At 30.0% G+C, this 24691-nt stretch carries 24 protein-coding genes, 1 rRNA gene and 2 other annotated features; all 25 genes read right to left on the bottom strand.

Features of this window, described 5'->3' with window-relative positions; all coding sequences use genetic code 11:
• Window positions 1-72: 72 nt before the first annotated feature.
• Window positions 73-435, bottom strand: coding sequence for a 50S ribosomal protein L7/L12 (rplL, locus tag G3997_RS11090; RefSeq protein WP_296645871.1), 363 nt, complete (start codon window positions 433-435; stop codon window positions 73-75).
• 80 nt (window positions 436-515) lie between these two features.
• Window positions 516-1019 carry a 50S ribosomal protein L10 gene (rplJ, locus tag G3997_RS11085; protein WP_296645865.1) on the bottom strand — a complete coding sequence of 168 codons (504 nt, stop codon included), beginning with the start codon at window positions 1017-1019 and terminating at the stop codon, window positions 516-518.
• A 45-nt stretch (window positions 1020-1064) separates the two neighbouring features.
• Window positions 1065-1194 (bottom strand) — a sequence feature (ribosomal protein L10 leader region).
• Between the two features lie 51 nt (window positions 1195-1245).
• Window positions 1246-1944 (bottom strand): 50S ribosomal protein L1, encoded by a 699-nt coding sequence (gene rplA / locus G3997_RS11080; protein WP_296645862.1) that lies wholly within the window; start codon window positions 1942-1944, stop codon window positions 1246-1248.
• Between the two features lie 78 nt (window positions 1945-2022).
• Entirely contained in the window at window positions 2023-2448 is a 426-nt protein-coding gene (gene rplK, locus G3997_RS11075) for a 50S ribosomal protein L11 (RefSeq protein WP_180702537.1), read from the bottom strand.
• A gap of 38 nt (window positions 2449-2486) precedes the next feature.
• Window positions 2487-3029: a transcription termination/antitermination protein NusG gene (gene nusG / locus G3997_RS11070; protein WP_296645857.1), complete on the bottom strand. Its 543-nt coding sequence runs from the start codon at window positions 3027-3029 to the stop codon at window positions 2487-2489.
• Window positions 3030-3048: 19 nt separating this feature from the next.
• Window positions 3049-3270, bottom strand: a complete 222-nt coding sequence (gene secE / locus G3997_RS11065) for a preprotein translocase subunit SecE (protein WP_296645854.1) — start codon at window positions 3268-3270, stop codon at window positions 3049-3051.
• Between the two features lie 25 nt (window positions 3271-3295).
• Entirely contained in the window at window positions 3296-3445 is a 150-nt protein-coding gene (gene rpmG / locus G3997_RS11060; RefSeq protein ID WP_071119055.1) for a 50S ribosomal protein L33, read from the bottom strand.
• Between the two features lie 212 nt (window positions 3446-3657).
• On the bottom strand, window positions 3658-4851 hold the full coding sequence (gene tuf, locus G3997_RS11055) for an elongation factor Tu (RefSeq protein ID WP_296645850.1): 1194 nt from the start codon (window positions 4849-4851) through the stop codon (window positions 3658-3660).
• Between the two features lie 71 nt (window positions 4852-4922).
• Window positions 4923-5570: an RNA polymerase sporulation sigma factor SigH gene (gene sigH / locus G3997_RS11050; RefSeq protein ID WP_296645846.1), complete on the bottom strand. Its 648-nt coding sequence runs from the start codon at window positions 5568-5570 to the stop codon at window positions 4923-4925.
• 60 nt (window positions 5571-5630) lie between these two features.
• Window positions 5631-6158: an NYN domain-containing protein gene (locus G3997_RS11045; protein WP_296645843.1), complete on the bottom strand. Its 528-nt coding sequence runs from the start codon at window positions 6156-6158 to the stop codon at window positions 5631-5633.
• Between the two features lie 4 nt (window positions 6159-6162).
• Window positions 6163-6897 carry a 23S rRNA (guanosine(2251)-2'-O)-methyltransferase RlmB gene (gene rlmB, locus G3997_RS11040; RefSeq protein ID WP_296645840.1) on the bottom strand — a complete coding sequence of 245 codons (735 nt, stop codon included), beginning with the start codon at window positions 6895-6897 and terminating at the stop codon, window positions 6163-6165.
• A gap of 12 nt (window positions 6898-6909) precedes the next feature.
• On the bottom strand, window positions 6910-7668 hold the full coding sequence (gene thyX / locus G3997_RS11035) for an FAD-dependent thymidylate synthase (protein WP_296645838.1): 759 nt from the start codon (window positions 7666-7668) through the stop codon (window positions 6910-6912).
• 106 nt (window positions 7669-7774) lie between these two features.
• The gene (locus tag G3997_RS11030; RefSeq protein ID WP_296645834.1) at window positions 7775-8170 is read right to left on the bottom strand and encodes a Mini-ribonuclease 3; all 396 of its coding nucleotides are present in this window, start codon (window positions 8168-8170) and stop codon (window positions 7775-7777) included.
• Between the two features lie 2 nt (window positions 8171-8172).
• Entirely contained in the window at window positions 8173-9570 is a 1398-nt protein-coding gene (cysS, locus tag G3997_RS11025; RefSeq protein WP_296645830.1) for a cysteine--tRNA ligase, read from the bottom strand.
• A 134-nt stretch (window positions 9571-9704) separates the two neighbouring features.
• Window positions 9705-9851: a hypothetical protein gene (locus G3997_RS11020; RefSeq protein ID WP_296645826.1), complete on the bottom strand. Its 147-nt coding sequence runs from the start codon at window positions 9849-9851 to the stop codon at window positions 9705-9707.
• A 304-nt stretch (window positions 9852-10155) separates the two neighbouring features.
• Window positions 10156-11637, bottom strand: a complete 1482-nt coding sequence (gene gltX, locus G3997_RS11015) for a glutamate--tRNA ligase (protein WP_296645823.1) — start codon at window positions 11635-11637, stop codon at window positions 10156-10158.
• Window positions 11638-11951: 314 nt separating this feature from the next.
• On the bottom strand, window positions 11952-13667 hold the full coding sequence (locus G3997_RS11010; RefSeq protein WP_296645820.1) for a proline--tRNA ligase: 1716 nt from the start codon (window positions 13665-13667) through the stop codon (window positions 11952-11954).
• 80 nt (window positions 13668-13747) lie between these two features.
• Window positions 13748-13956, bottom strand: a binding site (T-box leader).
• An 85-nt stretch (window positions 13957-14041) separates the two neighbouring features.
• The gene (gene ispF, locus G3997_RS11005) at window positions 14042-14521 is read right to left on the bottom strand and encodes a 2-C-methyl-D-erythritol 2,4-cyclodiphosphate synthase (protein WP_296645817.1); all 480 of its coding nucleotides are present in this window, start codon (window positions 14519-14521) and stop codon (window positions 14042-14044) included.
• A 13-nt stretch (window positions 14522-14534) separates the two neighbouring features.
• Window positions 14535-15218 carry a 2-C-methyl-D-erythritol 4-phosphate cytidylyltransferase gene (gene ispD / locus G3997_RS11000; RefSeq protein ID WP_296645814.1) on the bottom strand — a complete coding sequence of 228 codons (684 nt, stop codon included), beginning with the start codon at window positions 15216-15218 and terminating at the stop codon, window positions 14535-14537.
• Between the two features lie 97 nt (window positions 15219-15315).
• Window positions 15316-16398, bottom strand: coding sequence for a PIN/TRAM domain-containing protein (locus G3997_RS10995; RefSeq protein WP_296645812.1), 1083 nt, complete (start codon window positions 16396-16398; stop codon window positions 15316-15318).
• A gap of 86 nt (window positions 16399-16484) precedes the next feature.
• On the bottom strand, window positions 16485-17555 hold the full coding sequence (gene disA, locus G3997_RS10990) for a DNA integrity scanning diadenylate cyclase DisA (protein ID WP_296645810.1): 1071 nt from the start codon (window positions 17553-17555) through the stop codon (window positions 16485-16487).
• A 2-nt stretch (window positions 17556-17557) separates the two neighbouring features.
• Window positions 17558-18931, bottom strand: a complete 1374-nt coding sequence (gene radA / locus G3997_RS10985) for a DNA repair protein RadA (protein ID WP_296645809.1) — start codon at window positions 18929-18931, stop codon at window positions 17558-17560.
• 105 nt (window positions 18932-19036) lie between these two features.
• On the bottom strand, window positions 19037-21478 hold the full coding sequence (locus tag G3997_RS10980; protein ID WP_296645807.1) for an ATP-dependent Clp protease ATP-binding subunit: 2442 nt from the start codon (window positions 21476-21478) through the stop codon (window positions 19037-19039).
• 542 nt (window positions 21479-22020) lie between these two features.
• Entirely contained in the window at window positions 22021-23955 is a 1935-nt protein-coding gene (locus tag G3997_RS10975; RefSeq protein ID WP_296645802.1) for an elongation factor G, read from the bottom strand.
• 251 nt (window positions 23956-24206) lie between these two features.
• Window positions 24207-24323, bottom strand: a 5S ribosomal RNA gene (gene rrf, locus G3997_RS10970).
• Between the last annotated feature and the right edge of the window lie 368 nt (window positions 24324-24691).

Raw genomic sequence — 24691 nt, 5'->3', positions numbered from 1 at the left:
TTATACATATTTTATTCAAACTTTTATAAAAATAAAAAAAGATGTCCATAAGGACATCTTTTTGAAAGAAAACTACTTAACTTCTATTGTAGCTCCAGCAGCTTCTAATTTTTCTTTTATTTGGTCAGCTTCTTCTTTAGAAACACCTTCTTTTAATGTCTTAGGAGCGTTATCAACTACTTCTTTAGCTTCTTTTAATCCTAATCCTGTTACTTCTCTAACAGCTTTTATAACTCCAACTTTTGAAGCACCAGCGTTTGCTAATACTACGTCGAATTCAGTTTTTTCTTCAGCAGCTCCACCAGCAACTGCACCAGCCATCATAACTGGAGCTGAAGCAGATACACCGAATTTTTCTTCAGCAGCTTTAACTAATTCATTTAATTCTAAAACTTTCATGTTTTCTATAGCTTCTAATATTTGTTCTATTGTCATTTTTAGCACCTCCGAATTTTTTTCAATAATTTTATTTTTAAGTTATTATATTACAATATCTAACTTTTCTAAATTGACAATTAAGCTTCTTGTCCTTCTTGTTTCTTTATTAAAGCATCTATTAAGTATGCGAAGTTTGACATTGGAGCTTTTAAGCTACCAAGTAACTTAGCAAGAAGAACTTCTCTTGATGGTATGTTAGCGAACTCAACTATTTGAGATTCGTTGTAGAATTCACCTTCTACTACACCCATTTTTAATTGCATTTTTGGATGAGCATCCATAAAATCTTTTAATATTCTAGCTGGAGCAACTGGATCTTCATATCCGAATGCTATTGCATTAGTTCCAACTAATAACTCGTCGTTGAATTGTTCTATACCAACTTCTTTAGCAGCTTTTCTAACTAAAGTGTTTTTGTATACTTTGTATTCAACACCAGCTTCTCTCATTTTCTTTCTTAATTCAGTTACCTCTTCAACTGTTAATCCTTTGTAATCAACAACTATAGCAGATGATGATTTTTCTAATTTTTCAACTATTTCAGAAACAACTTGTGACTTAAGTTCTATAGCTTTTCTCATATAGATGTGCACCTCCTTCACCTAATAGGTTTAGTATTCGCCGCAATCTCATTTAAAAAAGCTTTTGGTGACAAAACAGACAACAAAAGCTTTAGTAATTTCAATTTATCTAAAACCTCGGTAGGAAATTAAGCTTTTCAGCACCTACTGTCTACGGCAAATCTATTCTTTTTTATATCAACAATTGTTATATTAACATTTTTGTATTTGGTTGTCAAGAATTTTATTATTCTGCTATTTTAGCTGGGTTTATTTTAACACCAGGTCCCATAGTAGAAGCTACTGCTATACTTCTTAAGTATTGTCCTTTAGCAGCTGCTGGCTTAGCCTTAACTATTGCATCCATTAATGCAGCAAAGTTTTCAGCTAACTTTTCTCCACCAAATGATACTTTTCCTACTGGAACGTGTATTATGTTAGTTTTGTCTAATCTGTATTCTACTTTACCTGCTTTTATTTCGTCTATAGCTTTAGCTACATCGAAAGTAACAGTTCCTGATTTAGGGTTTGGCATTAAACCTTTAGGTCCTAATACTCTACCTAATCTACCTACTACACCCATCATGTCTGGAGTAGCAACAACTATATCGAATTCGAACCAGTTTTCACCTTGTATTTTTTGAACTAATTCTTCAGCTCCTACAAAGTCAGCTCCAGCAGCTTCAGCTTCAGCAGCTTTAGCTCCTTTAGCGAAAACTAAAACTCTCTTAGTTTTACCAGTTCCGTGTGGTAATACAACCGCACCTCTAACTTGTTGATCAGCATGTCTTGAGTCAACACCTAATTTTATATGAGCTTCAACAGTTTCATCAAACTTAGCTGTAGCAACTTCTGCAACTAAAGATAAAGCTTCTGTAGCATCATATAATCTAGTTCTGTCTATTTTGTTTAACGCTTCTGCGTATTTTTTACTTTTCTTTGCCATTTTATTTTCCTCCTTGTGGTTATATTCGGCTTTTTAGCCTCCCACTTCTATACGAAGTGTCTAATTCTTATTTAAAAATTAGTCTTCTACAACGATACCCATACTTCTTGCAGTACCAGCTATCATACTCATAGCAGCTTCTACTGATGCAGCATTTAAGTCAGGCATTTTTAATTCAGCTATTTCTCTTACCTTAGCAGAAGATAAAGTAGCAACTTTCTTCTTGTTAGGTTCTCCTGAAGCTGTATCTAATCCAGCAGCTTTCTTTAATAATACTGCAGCTGGAGGAGTTTTTGTTATGAATGAGAATGATCTATCTTGGTATACAGTTATAACAACTGGTATTATCATTCCTGCTTGATCTGCAGTTTTTGCATTGAACTCCTTAGTGAATCCCATTATGTTAACACCGTGTTGTCCTAACGCTGGCCCAACTGGTGGAGCTGGCGTTGCCTTACCTGCAGGTATTTGTAATTTTATTTGACCTATAACTTTTTTAGCCATTGAGCGCACCTCCTCAAAAATTTTCTATCTTAATTTTATTATATTTTTTGTATATTTTCAAACTCTATTACAAATAGAGTCTTCTTGCCAAATGCATCTATACACACTTTTGCTTCTTTTGTTTCCAGGTTGATTTCTTCAACATTACCTACTTGTCCACTGAAAGGACCTTTAGCAACCTCAACTGTATCACCTATTTCTAAGTCTACATCTGGGTTAACTATCTTAGGAACGTCAATTTCTATGCCCATAGCTCTTACTTCATCATCACTTAATGGTACTGGCTTTGAACCTGGTCCAACGAATCCAGTAACACCCTTAGTATTTCTTACGATATACCAAGATTCATCTGTGATTATCATTTTAACTAAGACATAACTTGGAAACACCTTACGCTGTCTAGTTTTTTCTTTTCCTGTTTTTGTAGTTTCGACTACATCTTCAGTAGGAACAACTAATTGTGTTATATAGTCTTCCATTCCTCTTGTTTTTACAGCTTTTTCTATAGTAGCTTTAACTTTATTTTCATGCCCTGAATAAGTATGCACAACATACCATCTTGCTTCTTGTAATTCTGACATATTGTTTTCTCCTTTTCGTCTATTTCAGTATAAGCCCTAGAGCACTTTGTAATGCAGTATCTAAAACCCACACTAATATAGTAGCTGAAATAACTACAGTTAAAACCACGCCTGTGTTTTTAAGTAATTCTTTTTTTGTAGGCCAAGAAACTCTTTTTAATTCTTGTTTAGTCTCTTTTATATAAGTGAATAAACTGAATCTTTTTTTAGTTTCTGCGCCTTGATTTGCTTGGGCAGCCACTGTTAAACTCACTCCTTAAATAAAACTATTTTGTTTCTTTATGAGCTGTATGTTTCTTACAGAATTTACAATATTTGTTTAATTCTATTCTGTCTGGGTTAGTCTTCTTGTTTTTTGTAGTGTTGTAGTTTCTTTGCTTACACTCTGTACATGCTAAAGTTACTTTAACTCTCATCTTCTACACCTCCAACTTTATTAATATAATAATATATATAGTTAAATAACACCTTAACTTATATTATTGAGGTATTATCACCTTCCTGAATCATTACCTTGTATAAGTTATCATAAAATAATAGTCGTGTCAATGTTTTTGTAGATTCCAGCTTAAAAAAAGAGGAGTTATACTCCTCTTTTTTTGTCTATTATTAATCACTTTAAAGAAGATTATTCAACTATAGAAGCAACAACTCCTGATGCTACTGTTCTTCCACCTTCTCTTATTGCGAATCTTAATCCTTCTTCTATTGCTATTGAGTTTATTAACTCAACTGACATTGTTACGTTATCTCCAGGCATAACCATTTCTATACCTTCTGGTAACTTACAAGCTCCTGTAACGTCTGTTGTTCTGAAGTAGAATTGTGGTCTGTATCCATCGAAGAATGGAGTGTGTCTTCCACCTTCTTCTTTTTTAAGAACGTATACTTCTGCCATGAATTTAGTGTGAGGCTTAACTGTTCCTGGCTTAGCCATAACTTGTCCTCTTTCTATTTCATTTCTTTGTACCCCTCTTATTAATGCTCCTATGTTATCTCCAGCTTGTGCTTGGTCTAATAACTTTCTGAACATTTCTACTCCTGTTACTACAACTTTTCTTGGCTCATCAGCTAAACCTACTATTTCAACTTCGTCTTGAACCTTTAATACTCCTCTTTCAACTCTACCTGTAGCAACTGTTCCTCTACCTGTTATAGAGAATACGTCTTCTACTGGCATTAAGAAGTTCTTATCAACATCTCTTTCTGGTTCTGGTATATAAGCATCTATTTGCTCGAATAATTCAACTATTTTGTCTCCCCACTCAGAAGCTGGGTTTTCTAATGCCATTAAAGCAGATCCTCTTATTATTGGAGTGTCATCTCCTGGGAATTCGTACTCATTTAATAAGTCTCTTACTTCCATTTCAACTAACTCTAATAATTCTTCGTCATCTACCATATCACATTTGTTTAAGAATACTACTATGTATGGTACACCAACTTGTCTTGATAATAATATATGCTCTCTTGTTTGAGGCATTGGTCCATCTGTTGCTGAACAAACTAATATAGCACCGTCCATTTGAGCAGCACCTGTTATCATGTTCTTAACGTAGTCAGCATGTCCTGGGCAGTCAACGTGAGCGTAGTGTCTGTTTGGAGTTTCGTACTCAACGTGAGCAGTAGATATTGTTATACCTCTTTCTCTTTCTTCTGGAGCTTTATCTATGTTAGCGAAGTCTACAGCTTCTCCTAATTGATATCTCTCGTGTAATGTTTTTGTTATTGCAGCTGTTAATGTAGTTTTACCGTGGTCAACGTGTCCTATTGTTCCTATATTAACGTGCGGCTTATTTCTTTCAAATTTAGCTTTAGCCATTTTGAAATACCTCCTTGATTAATATTTTTTAATATTACGCTTATAATAAGCTTATGGTAAGTATTTTACTATTAATTATTTCTGTTTTCAAGATGTTTTTCCAATTTTCTCTTTACTCTTTGAAGAGCATTATCTATTGATTTTACATCTCTTTGAAGCTTGTCCGCTATGTATTGATATGACTTACCGTTTAAATAGTACTCTACTACTTGTAATTCTAAATCACTTAGTAACTCATTCATCTTTGATTCTATGTGCTTTAGCTCTTCCTTACTTATTATAAGTTCCTCTGGATCTGTAACTATACTAGTTGCAATTATATCCAAAAGTGTTCTTTCTGATTCCTCATCATATATAGGTTTATTTAAAGATATATATGAATTCAAAGGTATATGTTTTTGTCGTGTTGCTGTTTTTATTGCTGTTATTATCTGTCTAGTTATACATATCTCAGCAAATCCTTTAAATGAATTTGTTTTAGTAGCATCAAAGTCTCTAACTGCTTTGTATAATCCTATCATTCCCTCTTGAATTATATCCTCTTTATCTGCACCTATTAAAAAATATGACTTTGCTTTAGCTTTTACAAAGTTTTTATATTTTTTTATAATATATTCTAATGCTATTTTATCCCCATTACTTGCTTTTAATACTATATCATACTCATCTTTCTGACAGTTATCTATTGATTCGTAAAATTCAACATTTGCTACTAACATGTTTCTCTCCCCCATAAAACAGTTTCATAGCTTTATTATAATCTAAAAAATTTAGTGTTTTCAACGGTTTCTACGAATGTTCTCAAGTTTCGACAATGTTTCCTTATCTAATCTATCTTCTAACCAATTTCGTTGTATTTTTTTCTGCACGCTAGTATTTTTTTCTCTTATTTTAGACTTTGCATTCTCTAAATCTAACTTTAATTCTCTTGAAGTTATACGGCTTGCACCTTTTCCTAATACAATTTGTTGCTCTGCATAATCATTGGTAGCAACTTTTACATCATCATATTTCGATAAAGAGCCTATAAACTTTTCTATATAACTGTCTGCAGTTTGATATTCTTTTGTATACACGATAGTTATATTTTTTCTTTCTTCTATTTTTTCTTTACAGCTTTTTATATTATAAGCATCAAAAACTATTATGCCTTTTCTCCCTGTATATTCAGCGTATTCAATTATAGCGTCTATTAGTTTTTCTCTAGCATGTTCTAAATCGGTCTTAGATAATTCCTTTAATTCATCCCATGCATTTATAATATTGTAACCATCTACTATCAAATATTCTTTTTTATTTAATCTCATAACCTTACTTATTACCTGATCTTTGTTTAAATATCTCGTATAGTAGAATTCCACCTGCTACTGATGCATTTAATGATGTAACATTTCCTATCATCGGCATCTTAACAGTAAAGTCACAATTTTGCTTAACTAACCTAGATATACCAAAACCTTCACTTCCTATAACTAAACCTATTGCTCCTGTAAGATTTTGCTCATAGAATGTTTGTCCATCCATATCAGCTGCAGCTATCCATAGACCTTCTTCTTTTAATTTCTTTATAGTGTTTACTATGTTTGTAACCTTACAAACAGGAACATATTCTACTGCACCTGCAGATGCCTTAGCTACTACTGGTGTTATATGTACTGATCTTCTCTTTGGTATTATAACTCCATGAGCTCCAACTGCATCAGCTGTTCTTATTATCGAACCTAGGTTGTGAGGGTCTGTTATTTCATCTAGTATTATGAAAAATGGATCTTCATTCTTTTCCTTAACGCTATCTATTAGTTCATCTAACTCCCAGTATTTATACTCACTTACTTGAGCTATTACACCTTGATGAGAATGACTAGTACTTATTTCATCTAATTTATTTCTATCCACATATTGTATTACTATATTTTTTTCTTTAGCCATACCTATTATTTTTTTGATAGAACCTTCTTTAGCTGAATTTGCTATCATTATTTTATCTATTTCTCTATCATTCTTTATTGCTTCTATTACAGGATTTCTTCCTTCTATTGTTGCCAAATTTTCCACCGCCTATAAATTCTTAAATTTTTCTCTTATTTCAACTATTTTACCACAAGTCATATTACCTTCTGGGCATGGACCTTGTACACAATTTGGTCCTATATTCTTAAATAGTATAGGAGCTACTTGTTTTAATTGTCTTAACATTTCTATAGCTAACTCCCTTATTTCCCATTGTGCTCTTTCACAACATCTGTGATTTAAGAAGTTATATAAACTTCTAATATTCATAGTAAATACCATTTTTGTTTCACAAGCATTTGGGAATACATATCTAGCATCTTCTATTGCTTGTTTTTCTGCACTTCTTTTAGCTTCTTTCTCATTTTTTCCATTTTGTATTAATTTATTATAGTGTTTTTTTAATAATATTTCTACTAGTTTATCATATGCTTCTTGGTCTTTTTTCATTGTTTCTATAAATAATTCTCTTGCCTCATCTACTTCATTTATATGGTGAGGAATTATATATTCAAACTGATCTAATTTAACATACCTTTGACTTTGTTGAGAGTAACTTGCTATACGATGTCTAACAATTTGATGAGAACATGCTCTAGATATACCTTCTACTGCAAATGTAAAAGATACATGCTCTAATGGTGATTCATGCCCTATGCTTATTAACATGTTTAAAAACTTATCTATACTCTCTGGAGTTAAATTTTCTTCTATTTGATCTACTCCAACAGCTGAATAACATAGTTTTGCCGCCATAGATATAACTTTCTCTGGCTCTGGTGTATAAGATAATATTTTTACCTTCATTCCTAATATCCTCCCTTTTAAATTTATAAATATTATACATTAAAATCTCTCAATTCGCGTAAAAATGTAGAAAAGTATTGCTTTAAATAGCAATACTTTTCCTTAATTACATATTATCTTCAACAATTTTTATTCCTTTAGATATAATATACTCTAATCTTTCATGATTTTTATCTAAGTATAAATATCCAATTAAAGCTTCAAATCCTGTTGCATGCTTATAGTCTATTATATCTGCATTTTTAGGAGAAGTATGAGATTTTTGATTTCTTCCCCTTTTATAAACTCTTAATTCATCTTCTGTTAATTCATCTTCTATATTGTGTATTATAGTTGCTTGTGCTTTAGCATTCACATATTTTATAGCGGTTTTATGAAGATCATTAACTTTTTTGTTTATATTTTTTGTTATTAAATACTCCCTTATATGTGATTCAAAAACTGTATCACCTAAATAAGCTAATACTAATGGAGACATAGTTATTAATTCTGTTCTTTCCATATCTATGCTCTCTTCCACTTAGTACCTTGTCTAGTATCTTCTAAAATTATTCCCTTATCTAATAATTCTTGTCTTATATCATCTGCTAATTTAAAATCTTTATTTTTCTTAGCATCTGCTCTTTTTTGTATTAGCTCTTCTATATCTTTATCTAGTATATCATCATTTTTCTTATTTACTATATTTAAAACTTCAGTAAGCTCATTAAATTTATCTAAGCATAATTCAGCAAATTCTAGAGACGATTCTTCGTTTACATTTGTATTTATGAACTTTGATAATTCGAATATAGCACTTACTGCATCTGCAGTATTTAAATCATCTTCCATAGCATTTATAAATTTAGTCTTATAAGATTCTAATTCATTTACTAATTCTTTTTCTGAATCTTTTATAGAAGACTGTGCTAAATTACTTATAGTAAACTCTAACTTTTCTTTAGCATTGTATAGTCTTTCAAGTCCTGCTTTTGCTTGATTAAGCATTTCATCACTGAAGTTAACAGGATTTCTATAATGAGCTGATAACATAAAGAATCTTACTATTTCTAAGTCATATTGCTTAGATATATCTCTTACAGTAAAGAAGTTTCCTTTTGATTTACTCATCTTCTCGTTATTTATATTTATATATCCATTGTGAACCCAGTAATTAGAGAATGTCTTTCCACTTCTAGCTTCACTTTGTGCTATCTCATTCTCATGGTGAGGGAATGCTAAGTCTTGACCTCCAGCATGTATATCTATAGTTTCACCTAGATATCTACTTGACATAACCGAACACTCTATATGCCATCCTGGTCTACCTTCTCCCCAAGGGCTGTTCCATCCTGGTTCACCTTCTTTTTTAGACTTCCATAAAACGAAATCCATTGGATGTCTCTTTTGGCTATTTACTTCTATTCTTGCTCCTGCTTCTAGTTCATCTTGATTTTGCTTAGAAAGTTTTCCATAACCTTCAAATTTCTTAGTGTCAAAATAAACATCTCCATTTACTTCATAAGCATATCCTTTGTCTTCTAAATCTTTAACAAAATCTATTATTTGTTGTATATTATCTGTAACTCTTGGATGAACATCTGCTCTTTTTATTCCAAGACCATCTGCATCTACAAAGTACTCATCTATATACTTATCAGCTACTTCTTCCGGGCTTATTCCTTCTTCATGACCTCTTTTTATTATTTTATCATCTACATCTGTAAAGTTTTGAACGAAAGTTACATCATATCCTTTGTATTGTAAATATCTTCTTAATGTATCAAACATTATAAAAGGTCTAGCATTTCCTATATGTATATAATTGTATACTGTCGGTCCACAAACATACATCTTTACCTTTCCTTCTTCTAACGGCACAAATTCTTCTTTTGTTCTAGTTAATGTATTATATAATTTCACACTTATCACCTCACTACATTGTTATATCTTGCCATAAATATTTATATCTTCTATTATAATTTAAAACTTATTTAATTAATAGTATTACTATTATATCCTTAGTATAAAAAATATCTTTATTTAGATACTATTACTTAATCTTCTAAAAAAGAGTTTTTATTTATACTGCATGTTTTAAAGGTTTCTTCACTTATTAATTCTTGGCTTTTTAATTGTTGTAATATATCTAAATAATCAGTGCATAATTTCTCTAATTCTTCTTTTATTTCTTCAATCATCATCTGTTTATCCTCCCTACAGTTAGATTGTTTAAAAATTATACTCAATCGACACCTTTTAATATATTACTTTTATTTAGAATAAACTCCTTTAGAAGTATACCCAAATATTTTCATCAAATAACTACATAAATTAAATTTAGTAATAATTTATTTTAACTAAATATTATCATAATTAAATATACAATAATTATAATATAGAATCTATCTAAACATATTGATATTACTTCTTTATAGACTATTTTTATAAAATTTAGCTATATCTTATATAAAAAAGTCCACTTATTTAAGTGGACTTTTTGCATAACTATAAAATATTATTTTTTACATATTTTATTCTATTTAAGCAAGTTTCTTTTCCTAAAACTTCCATAGTTTTTGGAAGGTCTGGTCCATGCATTTGACCAGTTAATATTATTCTTGATCCCATGAATAAGTTTTTACCCTTTATTCCATGCTCTTTTTGTATTTCTTTGAACATTGCCTTAACAAAAGCTTCATCTATTACTTCTGCAGCTTCTACTTTAGCTTCTAATGCATCTATTAAAGTTGGTATATGTTCTAAGTTTAAGAATTCTTTACATTCTTCAGTTTCTAATTCAACAGTATCTCCAAAGAATATATTAGCATGTTCAGTTATTTCTTTTACATATTGTAATTTTTCTTTAAGAACTGATACCATACCTTTTATGAATTCATATTTAGATTCAGCATCTTCTTCTTTTATTAATCCAGCTTCAACTAAGAAAGGTATAGCTAAATCTGTTAAGTATGCATCATCTGCATCCTTTATATAATGTTGGTTAACCCAGTTTAATTTTTCTGTGTCAAATACTCCACCACTCTTAGATACTCTATCTATAGAGAATGCATTTTCTAATTCTTCCATAGAGAATATTTCTTGGTTATCTTCTGGAGACCATCCAACTAATGCAACATAGTTTACTAAACCTTCTGGTAAGTATCCTTTTTTCTTGAAGTCTTCAACTGCAACATCACCATGTCTCTTACTTAACTTTTTCTTTTCTTTATTAAGTATGTTTGGTAAGTGTACAAATGTTGTTGGCTCCCATCCAAATGCTTCATATAAGTAAACATGCTTTGGAGTTGAAGAAAGCCATTCTTCTCCTCTTATAACGTGAGTTATTTCCATTAAGTGGTCATCAACAACTACAGCAAAGTGATATGTTGGGAATCCATCAGTTTTTATTAATACTTGATCATCTAAGTCATTAGTATTGAATTCTGTTTCCCCTCTAACTAAGTCATTGAACTTTATAACATGATTTTCTGGTAATCTTAATCTTATAACGTATGGTTCTCCTGCAGCTATCTTAGCTTGTACTTCTTCTTCAGTAAGATCTCTACAATGACCATCGTATCTTGGAGTTTCTCCAGCTTCTTTTTGCTTTTCTCTTACATCATCTAATCTTTCTTTTGTACAGAAGCAGTAGTAAGCTTTTCCACTATCTAATAATTCTTGTATATATTTTTTGTATATATCTAATCTTTGAGATTGTATGTAAGGACCGTTCTCTCCTTTTTGAACTATATTTCCGTTCTCATCTAACATAACACCTTCAGTGTGGTTAACACCAGCCCAGTTCATAGCTTGAAGCATGTTTTCTATTGCACCTTCAACTAATCTTGTTTGGTCTGTATCTTCTACTCTTAATAAATATTCTCCACCCATTCTCTTTGCGAATAAGTAATTGTATAAAGCAGTTCTTAAACTACCTATATGTACAAATCCTGTTGGACTTGGAGCAAATCTTACTTTTACACTCATGTCTTTACCTCCTATAAATATCTATATGTATCTATAATATCAAAATAAGCCTTTATTGTAATGTTATTTTATCCAAATAATATAAAAAATTCGCTTTGCTCATTTCGCCAACGATATATCCTTGCTTCCGCTACGGATACATCCTTGCTTCCGCTACGGATACATCCGTTGCTCAAAAATACAACTTATATTTTATCCAAATAATCTGTTGATAACTCACTTTTTATGAAAATTAAAATAGTATATATATCCACATTTTAACTTAAAATGTTAATAAATCCGTGGATTATATATACTATTTAATTATTTTGTAATTATCCTAACTTTACGTTATTTTTTACAAATTCAGCTTCAACTCTTGATTTTATCTCATCTAATGCTATTACTTCTTTATCTTCAGATTTTCTTAGTTTGAATTCTACTTTTCCATCTACTATATCTTTACCAACAGTAATTCTCATTGGTATACCTATAAGTTCACTATCCTTGAACTTAACTCCAGCTCTTTCATCTCTATCATCTAATAATACTTCTACACCCATAGCTTGTAACTCGTTGTATATCTTTTCAGCAGCTTCCATATGCTCAGCTTTCTTTATATTAACAGGTACAACTACAACATGGTATGGAGCTATTGCTAGTGGCCAAGTTATACCATTTTCATCATGGTGTTGTTCTATTATAGCTGCAGCTGTTCTTTCTACACCTATTCCATAACATCCCATTACTACTGGCTTAGACTTACCATCTTTATCTATGAAGTTACATCCCATAGCTTCAGAGTATTTAGTTCCTAACTTGAATATATGTCCAACTTCTACCCCTCTAGCTATTTCAAAATGACTTCCACACTTAGTACACTTATCTTGCTCAGTTACATTTCTGAAATCTCCTACTGTTCCTTCGAAATCTCTTCCGTAGTTAGCATTTTCTATATGGTACTCAGTTTTATTAGCTCCTACTACTAAGTTTCTAGCATTAGCCACCTCATTGTCTATAAGTACGTAATCAGCTTTTATTCCTATTGGTCCTGCAAATCCTACTTCTGCATTAGTTACAGCTTTTACTACTTCTGCATTAGCAAGTTCGAATTCAACAACTCCACCTATAGCATTTCCTACTTTAGTTTCGTTAACTTCTCTATCTCCTCTTACTACTACAACAACTGTCTTACCATCAGCTACATATACTAAAGTTTTTGCAAACTTATCAGCTGATAATTTAAAGAAGTTTTCTAATTCTTCTATTGTATGTACACCTGGAGTGTGTACTTCTTTTAATTCTTTCATTTCTTCAGTTGAAGCTTCTTCTACTACAGCTACTGCTTTTTCCATATTAGCTGCATAGTCACATCCGCTACAGAATACTATTTCATCTTCTCCAACTTCTGATTTAACCATGAACTCAGCTGAAACTGAACCACCTATAGCTCCTGTATCTGCTTGAACTGGGCTGTTATCTAATCCACATCTTGCAAATATATTTGTATATGCTTCAAACATATCTTGGTATGATTTATCTAATCCTGCTTCATCTGTATCAAAGCTGTAAGCATCTTTCATTGTGAAAGTTCTAGTTCTCATTACACCAAATCTTGGTCTTCTTTCATCTCTATATTTTACTTGTATTTGGTATAAGTTTAATGGTAATTGCTTGTAAGAAGTTATTTCTTGCTTTATTAAATCTGTGAATACCTCTTCATGAGTTGGTCCAAGGCAGAAATCTCTATCATTTCTATCCTTTAATCTCATCATTTCAGCTCCCATTACATCCCATCTACCAGACTCTTTCCAAAGTTCTGCTGGTATAAGACCTGAACAAAGTATTTCTTGGCATCCTTTTTTATTTAATTCTTCTCTTATTATTCCTTGGATTTTATTGAAAACTCTTATACCCATAGGTAATTGGTTATATACTCCTGATGCCATCTTTCTTATCATACCAGCTCTTAACATTAATTGATGACTTGTTATTTCTGCATCAGCTGGAACTTCTCTTAATGTTGGCATAAACATTTTTGACATTTTCATATTATATTTCCTCCTGTATTAATTTATCTTTAAGATAGTAAATTCTTTCCACAAAAAAACCTTTCGACTCCATACTTATGTATAGAGACGAAAGGTTGAATTTCCGCGGTACCACTCTAATTAGCCTAAAAAGGCTCTCTTTAAGGGGATATAACGGTCCCTCCCGTAAAAACTTTTTACCGTTTTTAAGCTAAAAGATTGGTTCAAAGACTTCCTCTTAGAAACTTCCACCCTTGTTTCCTCTCTGTAAAGATTTCATCTTTTACTATTTCTTAATTATCGCTTTTCTATCTTATGCATAGTATATACACATTCTATTGTATTATTACTATATTTGCGTTATCTTATATTTACTAATATTATATTATTTAATATTACTTGTCAACTTTAACTAATAAACAAATACTTTGAGCTGCTATTCCTTCTTTTGCTCCAGTAAATCCTAAGCCTTCTTCTGTTGTTGCTTTTACATTTATATTATCTATAGATGTATTTAATGCTCTAGCTATATTTTCTCTCATATTAGCTATATGAGGTGCCATCTTAGGACTTTGGGCTATTATAGTACAGTCTATATTACCTATAGCGTAACCTTTTTCATCAACTAAATTTTGCACAAATTCTAATAGTTTTATGCTATCTGCACCTTTATATTTTTCGTCTGTATCCGGGAAATGCTTACCTATATCACCTAACGCCAATGCTCCTATTATAGAATCCATTACTGCATGTACTAATACATCTGCATCAGAATGACCTAATAGCCCTTTTTCATGTGGAATATCTACTCCACCTATAATTAATTTTCTACCTTCAACTAATTTATGTACATCATATCCTAATCCAACTCTCATATCTGTCCTCCTATTACTCTTGAACTTTTAATATTTGACTTCCTATACCTAAGTCTTCTTGTGTTGTTATTTTTATATTATTGTATGAACCTTCTACCATCTTTACCTTATATCCTATTCTCTCTACTAACATAGCATCATCAGTTCCATAGAAACCATCCTTAAATGCATCTTCATAAGATTTTATAAGTAGATTATAGTCAAAAGTTTGAGGTGTCTGAACTGCCCATAATATATTTCTATTTGGAGTATCTACTATATTTTTATCATTATCTATAACTTTTATAGTATCTTTTACTGGTACACCTACTACTATAGCTTTATTTTCTTTAGCTTCTTCAATTGATTTATTTATTATTTTATTAGAAACAAAAGGTCTTGCACCATCATGAATTAATACAATATTACAATTTTTATCTAATGATTTCAATCCATTATAAACAGAGTCCTGTCTCTCTTTTCCACCATAAGCTAGTTTTATGTTTTTAAAGTTATATTTATCTAATATTTCTTTTCTAAAAAATTCAGCTTCATCTTCTTTTACAACAACTACAATATCATCTATATTTTCATTTTTATAGAACTTTTCAATTGTATAATATATAATTTCTTTTCCTTCAAGTTTTATGAACTGTTTATTAATTCCCATGTTCATTCTACTGCCTGTTCCAGCAGCTACTATGACAACTCCATTCATACTTACACCTCTTAATTTTATTAAATACTAAACTGTTTATATTTAATAAGGTGTCTCAAAATAATTTATATTATGAGACACCTTACTTTAAAATCTATTAGTTTTTTGGTTTTCCAAATATCATTCTTCCTGCTGGAGTTTGTAGTACAGATGTTACTAATACTTTTATAGTTTCACCCATATGTTTTTTACCTCCATCTACAACTATCATAGTTCCATCATCTAAGTAAGCTATACCTTGACTATGCTCTTTTCCTTCTTTAACAACTTGAACAACCATCTCTTCACCAGGTATTGCAACTGGTTTTATAGCATTTGCAAGTTCATTTATGTTTAATACTTCTACACCTTGGAATTGAGCTACTTTATTTAAGTTGTAGTCGTTTGTAACTACTTTTCCGCCTAATACTTGAGCTAACTTTAATAATTTACTGTCAACTTCAGGAATATCATCAAATTTAGCTTCACTTATTTCAACTTCTATATCGATTTCTTTTTGAATTATATTTAATATATCAAGACCTCTTCTTCCCCTAACTCTTTTTAAATCATCTGAAGAGTCTGCTATATGTTGTAATTCATCAAGGACAAATTTAGGTATTATAAGTTTACCCTCTATAAATCCTGTTCTACATATATCTGCTATTCTACCATCGATTATAACACTAGTATCTAACACCTTTGGTGGAATACTCTTTTGTTCTTTTTTTGAATTTTTTTCTTTCATTGATGGAGCTAATCTAGATAATTTACTTATATTAAATAAATCATCCTTACTTTTAAGTGCTATTTTTATACCTAAATAACCCATAAATACATATGTAATAAAAGTTAGAATTCCCCCTACTATAGGTATTGAGTTTATTAAACCACCTACTAAGTAAGCTATAACAAGACCAATTATAAGACCTATAGAACCTAATAATATATCGGTTTGAGGATATTTTGATATTTCTTTATCTAAAAGTTTAGCTATATATTTAAAATTATCTATAACCCAAGGTCCTATTATATAGAATATAACTCCTATAATTAGACCTACAACTATTGATATTAGTATTGCATTGTTACTTATTCCAAATAAAAGTACTGGAAACGTATTAGCTAATGATGAGTATACGGTAAATCCTAAAACAAATCCAAATATACCTATCATGCCTCTTATAATTTTTTGTATCAAAATTTCACCCCCTGATTCGTTATTAATATTTACTTATTATAATCTATAATACCTAATATATTCAAGCACAAAGTAGTAACTACTATCTATATGTGCCTATCTAATAAAACTAATTGTTTCATTTTTATAAGTCCATTTTTAATATATGTTGCTCTTATTTCACCTATTCCTTCAACATCATCTAATTCCTCTATTGATGCATTTAATATTTCCTGGAAATTGTCGAAGTAATTTACTAAATTATCTATTATTGCTGATGGTAATCTATGTATCTTACTAAGAATTCTATATCCTCTTGATTTTATAGTCATATCCATATTTTCTGAAAAACCACTATGTCCTAATAATTTAGCCATATTAGTTAAATCCAGTAAATCTTCTGATGAAAGATTTTTTATCTTTTTCTTAAAGTCTGATATTTCTACATTCTTTTTGCTATAATCTTTAAATATAAGCTTTTGGTCCATTTTTGTCGTTCCCATTAACTCTTCCAACTGCATTTTTACAAGTGTACCTTCTTCACCAAGCTCTATTACATATTTTTCAATTATATTGGTTATTCTCATTACCATTTCTATCTTTTGTATAACTATAGCTACATCATATATTGTCACTAAATCATTGAATTCTAATGCATTTAAATTAATTATCGCTTCATCTAGTACAGACTTATACTTTTCAAGAGTTTGTAATGCTTGATTAGCTTTAGTAAGTATTTTAGATATATCCTCTAAAGCATATTTTTTATCTCCTCTATATACTGTGATTATATTTCTTCTTTGAGATATAGCTATAACTATTGCTCCCGTTTGCTTTGCTACTCTTTCTGCAGTTCTATGTCTAGTCCCAGTTTCTGATGTTGGTATAGAATAATCAGGCATAAGTTGAGCATTTGCAAAAAGAATTTTCTTTATGTCTCCACTTAAAACTATAGCTCCATCCATTTTAGCTAGCTCATAGATATATGCTGGTGAGTAGTCTGCATTTATACAAAACCCTCCATCTACTACTTCCATTATTTCTTCACTAGCTGCAAGTACTATAAGTCCTCCTGTTTTAGCTTTTAATATATTATCTAGCCCTTGTCTTAACGGAGTTCCTGGAGATATCATTTTTAATGCATGTATAAAATTTTTATTACTTAGGAAATCCTCCATTATTATCTATTCCCCCCTAATACTATATTTATTGCTTGTCTTAAATTATCTACAGGCCAAATTTCTATACCTTTAGTATCTTTTACTACTTCATAATTATTTCTAGGTATAACTATTTTAGTAAAACCAAGCTTTTTACATTCTGCTATTCTTTTTTCTATGAAACTTACTGCCCTTACTTCTCCTGTAAGTCCAACTTCTCCTGTTACTGCTATTGTTTCATCAACAGGAACATTTCTAAAACTAGATGCTATAGCTATTACTATACCTAAATCTATTGAAGGTTCATTTATTTTTATTCCTCCTACTATATTAAGGTATACATCTTGATTTTGAATTTGAAGTCCTACTCTTTTTTCTAAGACAGCCAAAAGCATACCTACTCTATTGAAATCAACACCTGTTGCTGTCCTTTTTGGTATACCATAACTTGTTGGAGATACCAAAGCCTGCATTTCAAGTAACATTGGCCTAGTTCCTTCTACTGTAGATATTATAACTGAACCTGCTACATCCTTAGGCTTTTCTGATATAAGTATTTTTGATGGATTTTCAAGCTCAACTAGCCCTAAATCTCTCATTTCAAATACACCTAACTCATTAGTTGAACCAAATCTATTTTTAACAGCTCTAACTAATCTATATGTATTATATCTTTCACCTTCGAAGTATAATACTGTATCTACCATATGTTCTAATAATCTAGGTCCAGCTAAAGATCCTTCTTTTGTTACATGTCCAACTATGAAGGTTGATATACCCATTTTTTTAGATATTTTCATAAATTTAGAAGTTCCTTCTTTGATTTGGCTTACCGTTCCTGGTGCTGAAGTTATTTCTGGACTATATACGGTTTGAATAGAATCAAGAATTATAAGATCAGGCTTTACATTATCTAGCTGAGCTTCTATTAAGCTTAAATTATTTTCTGCAAAAATATATAAATTATCAGAGTTAATTCCTAATCTTTGAGCTCTCATTTTTATCTGAGATTCTGATTCTTCCCCTGATATATATAATACTCTTTTTCCTGAATTAGCAACATTACTTGATACTTGAATTAATAGTGTTGATTTTCCTATTCCAGGATCTCCACCAACTAATACTAGTGATCCTTTTACTACTCCTCCTCCAAGTACTCTATCTAACTCATTTATACATGTTGAAAATCTTTCTTCTTCTTTTGTTTCTATTGAATTTATATTTAACGGTTTTGAAGAAGATTTATCTATAATAAATACTTCTTTATTAGATCCTTTTTGTTCTACTTCTTCCTCTAATGTATTCCACTTTGAGCATTCTGGACATCTACCTAACCATTTAGATGTTTCATAGCCACATTCTTGGCATACATATTTTGTTTTTATTTTTGCCATTTATAAATCACCCTTAATTTACTATTGTATATATAATTTTAACATATGTGTGGTATATTATGTAAATTTTTATAAAATTAAAATGAGGAGTTTCCTCCTCATTTTTTATAATACCTTACATTTATATACTATATTATTATCTTCAATTTCAGCAACAACGTTACTTCCTTTTTTTACAACACCTTTTAGAATTGCTTCAGATAAAGTATCTTCCAATTCTTTTTGAATTGCTCTTTTTAAAGGTCTTGCTCCATACTCTAAATCTAATCCTTCCTGAGCAATTAGTTTTACTGCCTCTTCACTCATCTCTAGGTTTATATTCATTGACTTTAATCTTTCTATAACGTCTCTTGTCATTAATTTTACTATTTCAAATATATGACATTCCTCTAATGGATGGAATACTATTATATCGTCTATTCTATTTAAAAACTCTGGCTTAAATTTCTGCTTCAACTCTCCCATTATACTATCTTTCATCTTATCATATTGATTTTTTATTTCTTCATCTTTATCTTTATTTGCACCAAATCCTAATACTTTATTACCCCTATTAATTTTAGTAGCTCCAACATTAGATGTCATTATTAGTATAGTATTTTTAAAATCTACCATACGCCCTTTAGAGTCTGTAAGTCTACCATCATCTAATATTTGTAGTAAAATATTAAATACATCATCATGTGCTTTTTCTATTTCATCAAATAATATTACAGAGTACGGATTTCTTCTTACTTTTTCTGTTAACTGTCCTCCTTCATTATATCCAACATAACCTGGAGGTGAACCTATTAATTTAGATACAGCGTGTTTTTCCATATACTCAGACATATCTAATCTTATTATTTGATTTTCATCACCAAATTGAACTTCTGCTAAGGCCTTACATAGCTCCGTTTTTCCAACTCCAGTTGGCCCTAAGAATAAAAATGATCCTATAGGTCTTTTGGGGTCTTTAAGTCCTGCTCTAGATCGTCTTATAGCTCTAGATATAGATATTACAGCTTGATCTTGACCTACAACTCTATCATGTAAGATTTCTTCTAAATTTAATAATCTTTCTGCTTCTTCTTCAACTATTTTATTTACAGGTACTCCTGTCCAAAGCTCTACAACTTCAGATATTATCTCTTTATCCACTACCCCTATATAATTATTTTCTTTAGTAGACTTTATAGTTTGTACTTCTTGATTTACAGTTTCAGATTTTTCTATGTCATAATTTTTATTACTATGTTTATTTAATTCATCATTAATTTCTTTACTTAATATATCTTTATTTGATTTCAACATACTTTTTTGTACGTTTATTTCTCTAAGTCTAATTCTAGATGCTGATTCATCAATTAAATCTATAGCTTTATCTGGTAAGAATCTATCTGTTATATATCTAATAGATAAATCTACCGCTGCATTTATTGCCTCATCTGTTATTTTTACATTATGATGAGTTTCATATCGTTCTCTTAATCCCTCTAATATTTTTACCGTTTCTTCCTTAGTAGGCTCTGTTATTAAAATTGGTTGGAATCTTCTTTCTAGTGCTGAATCTTTTTCAATATGCTTTCTATATTCATCTATTGTTGTCGCTCCTATTATCTGTATATCACCTCTTGATAATACAGGTTTTAATATATTAGATGCATCTATCGTACTTTCACCTGTTGATCCTGCTCCTATTATCGTATGAAGTTCATCTATAAATAAGATTATATTTCCATTTTTAACAACTTCATCTACAACCTGTTTTATTCTTTCTTCAAATTCACCTCTATATTTAGCACCAGCTAACATAGATCCCATATCTAAAGTGTATAAAACTTTTCCGATTAGATTTTCAGGAACATTTTTCTTCGCAATATTTACAGCCAATCCTTCAGCAACAGATGTTTTTCCAACACCCGGGTCTCCAATAAATACAGGGTTATTCTTCGTTCTTCTACTTAATATCTGTATAGCCCTTTCTATTTCTTTTTCACGTCCTATTACTGGGTCTATTTTATTTTGACTTGCCACTAAAGTTAAGTTTTTTCCATACTTATCTAAAAGCTTTGAAGATGTTTGAGTTTTGACTGGATAATTAGATTGTGTAGACTTGCTTGACTTCATATTTTCTAACCCAACCATGTCTATTATTAATTCAACTATAGATTTATAATCTATATCCGCTTCATTTAATATATCAATAGCTATACCTTCTCCTTGTTGAAGAATGCCTAATAATATATGTTCCGTTTCTATATATTCAGACTTAAATTTATCTGCAAATATACCAGATATAGCTAATATCTCTTCACTTCTACTACTTAATTGTACATCATTTAACTCTGTAGATTTTTTACCTTTTAGTTCTATTATTTTCTCTTCTATATCTTTAGCTGTTATACCTAGCTTTATTAATACTCTTGCAGCTATACCATCCCCTTCTTTTAGTAAACCTAGCAATAAATATTCACTATCAACTATATTGTCACCAAATGCTTTAGCACATTCTAAACTTAATTCTATAGCTTTTTTAGACTTTTGTGTAAATCTACTAAAATACATATACTATCCCTCCTTTTAGCATATCCTTATTTTTATCTTCAGCTCACCTTTGTTACTTTCATCAATACTAAGTAAACCTATCACTATATTTTGTAGAATATTAGCTCTAACTTTATCTTTTAGTTCAGGAATAGGTATATATAATATCTTATCATCTATTAGTACAATATTATTTTAACTTTTCTCTGTAAATATCTTATTTTTTATAATACCTTTATACTTTTTTAGTACTTATATAACTTATCATTTTTCATATTGTTTATATATAAAAGGCTTTATTAATTGCCTTTATAATAATTTATGTCATTTACATTACAACTTAATCATATAAACTTTACTTCCTTTGACTATATATTAATATAATTTATATGGTTATTATTTAATAAAGTTTACACTATAATGTTTTTTTCTTATAGAATGTATAATATTAAATTTATAGGTGATATACTTTATACTTAATATAATATTAAACTTTTATCTAGTTTATGCTTTTAATCTAAAAAGGGGGTATCATTACTTCAGATATACCCCTTTTATATGGCCTATTTATTATTATTTACTTCTAATATTATCTTTTGAGCTATTTGATTAGGAACTTCATCATATTTTTCAACTTCCATTTCAAAATATCCTCTACCTTGTGTCATTGCTCTTAAATCTATAGCATATTTAAATGTTTCAGCTTGAGGCGCTTGTGCATAAATTAATTGTTTTCCATTTTCAAATGGTTCTATTCCTAATATTTTACCTCTTCTCTTATTTATATCTCCCATAACATCTCCCATGTACTCTTCAGGAATTGTTATTTTTAAGCTCATTATAGGTTCTAATAATACTGGTTGTGCTTCTTCCATACCTTTCTTAAATGCTATACTAGCTGCCATTTTAAATGCCATTTCAGATGAATCAACATCATGATATGAACCATCATAAAGGGTAGCTTTTATATTAGTAACTGGGAATCCTGCTAGAACACCTTTTAGCATAGAATCCTTCAATCCTTTTTCTACTGCAGGTATATATTGTTTAGGTACAGATCCTCCAAAAATTTCTTCTTTAAATTCAAAATCCTCTTTGCTTCTCTCAAATTTGATTTTTACATCTCCATATTGACCATGTCCCCCTGATTGTTTTTTATGTTTACCTTGTACATCGGCGCTACCTTTTATAGTTTCTCTATATGCAACCTTAAGGTCTTCTAAATTAACATCCACTCCAAACTTTTCTTTCATCTTTTCTTTTACTATATTTATATGAAGCTCTCCTTGGCCACCTATAAGAGCCTGTTTCGTCTCTGAATTTCTATACCATTGTATACTTGGGTCTTCTTCTACTATTTTATTTAATGTAGCACTTACTTTTTCTTCATCACCTTTATTTTTTGGAGTAATTGAAAAATATATCTGAGGTTTAGGGAAGCTAATAGGTAGTATAGATTCATCATCCTTGTTTATTGATAGAGTATCCCCAGTTTGTAAATTAGCAAACTTAGTTAATATAACTATATCTCCACAATTAGCTTTATTAATTTCTACTAACTCTTTATTCTTCATAGTATATAAATTACTTAATTTTTCTTTACTATCTTTATTTATATTAAATATTTCAGTATCTTTTTCTATTTCACCTTGTGTAACTTTTAAATATGATATTTTTCCTACAAATGGGTCAACTACTGTTTTAAATACAAATCCTTTAAATTTATTATCTACATCTAAGTATTTAGGTTGTAAATACTTAGTTATTGTATCTAATATTTCTATTGTACCTATATTGTTTATCGTGGAACCACATATTACAGGAATAATATCTCCGTTTTGTATACCTATAGTAAGCCCTTTTTGTATATCTTGTGCATCTAATTCCTCTCCACTAAAATACTTATCTAATATTTCATCATCTGTTTCTGCTATAAGCTCCATTAATGATTCTTTTAAACTCATAGCCTCTTCTTTAAATTCTTCATCTAATTCATCTATATTTTCAAATATATTATGTAGCTTCATAAATTGCTTATCCTTATATATAGGTATTATCATAGGTATTACTTTATTTCCATATTGATCTCTTAACATACTTAGTGTATCTTTATATCTTGATTTTTCATTATCTATCTTATTTATAAACATGATTTTTGGAATATCTTGAGTTAATTCTAGAGATTTTTCTGTACCAACTTGTATATCAGTTGTAGCATCTATTACTATTACTGCTGCATCACTTGCAGTTAAAGATGATATAACATCACCACAAAAATCAAAGTACCCTGGTGTATCTAATAAGTTAAATTTATAATTGTTATGTTCAACTGGTACTAATCCTAATGTATATGTCATATTAACTTTATCATTTTGTTTTGATATTTTATTTCTAAGATTTGAAGTGTAAGATATTGCTTCTATTAGATTTGTTTTTCCACATCCACTATGACCTAGAACTGCTATATTTCTTATCATATTACTATCATAAACTTTCATACAAGCACCTACCTCTTTTAAATATAAATATCTATATAAGTACTCTTTTGTTTTGCAGTTTTTACTATTATCATGATGTGTTTTTATTAATATTTATTTAAAATTATATTACTCTTTTTTATAACAATATGTAAAGTTTATTAAATCTATACTAATTATGTGAATCAAATTTTGTATACAATAACTTTTTAATTATATAAAAAAGCTAAAGGTAAATACCTTTAGCTAATATTTGAATAATAAAAAAGATTACGTGGCTACGTCTTACTCTCCCAGGCGGTCGCCCACCAAGTACCATTAGCGCTAAAGAGCTTAACTTCTGTGTTCGGTATGGGAACAGGTGTATCCTCTTTGCTATAATAACCACATAATCTTTCGATTAACTTATATAAAGTTTTTTCAAAGTTAATACTCTGAAAACTGCATATCATTTAATTCCATCATTTATCTTTAGCAACCGAAATCTTTGATTTGGTTGGCGATATAAACCTTTAGAGCATGCACTATATAAGTATGAAATGTTAAAAAATGCTATTTACATTGCAAAAAATGCTATGAAGATGATTTAGTAYATGTTAATCANNTTTTTAATTATGATAGATTATCATATTAAGTGCAACACCTAAAAATGAGTAAAAAAATAGCCCATAAATTTATGTTTATGCTACAGTAATAATAACCACAAAACTACTATACATGAAAGGAGATAAATTTATGAACTATAAACATATTACCA

This window comes from Romboutsia sp. 13368 (assembly GCF_018336475.1).
Taxonomy (GTDB): Bacteria; Bacillota; Clostridia; order Peptostreptococcales; family Peptostreptococcaceae; genus Romboutsia.
This window is presented reverse-complemented; position numbering and strand designations above follow the sequence as displayed.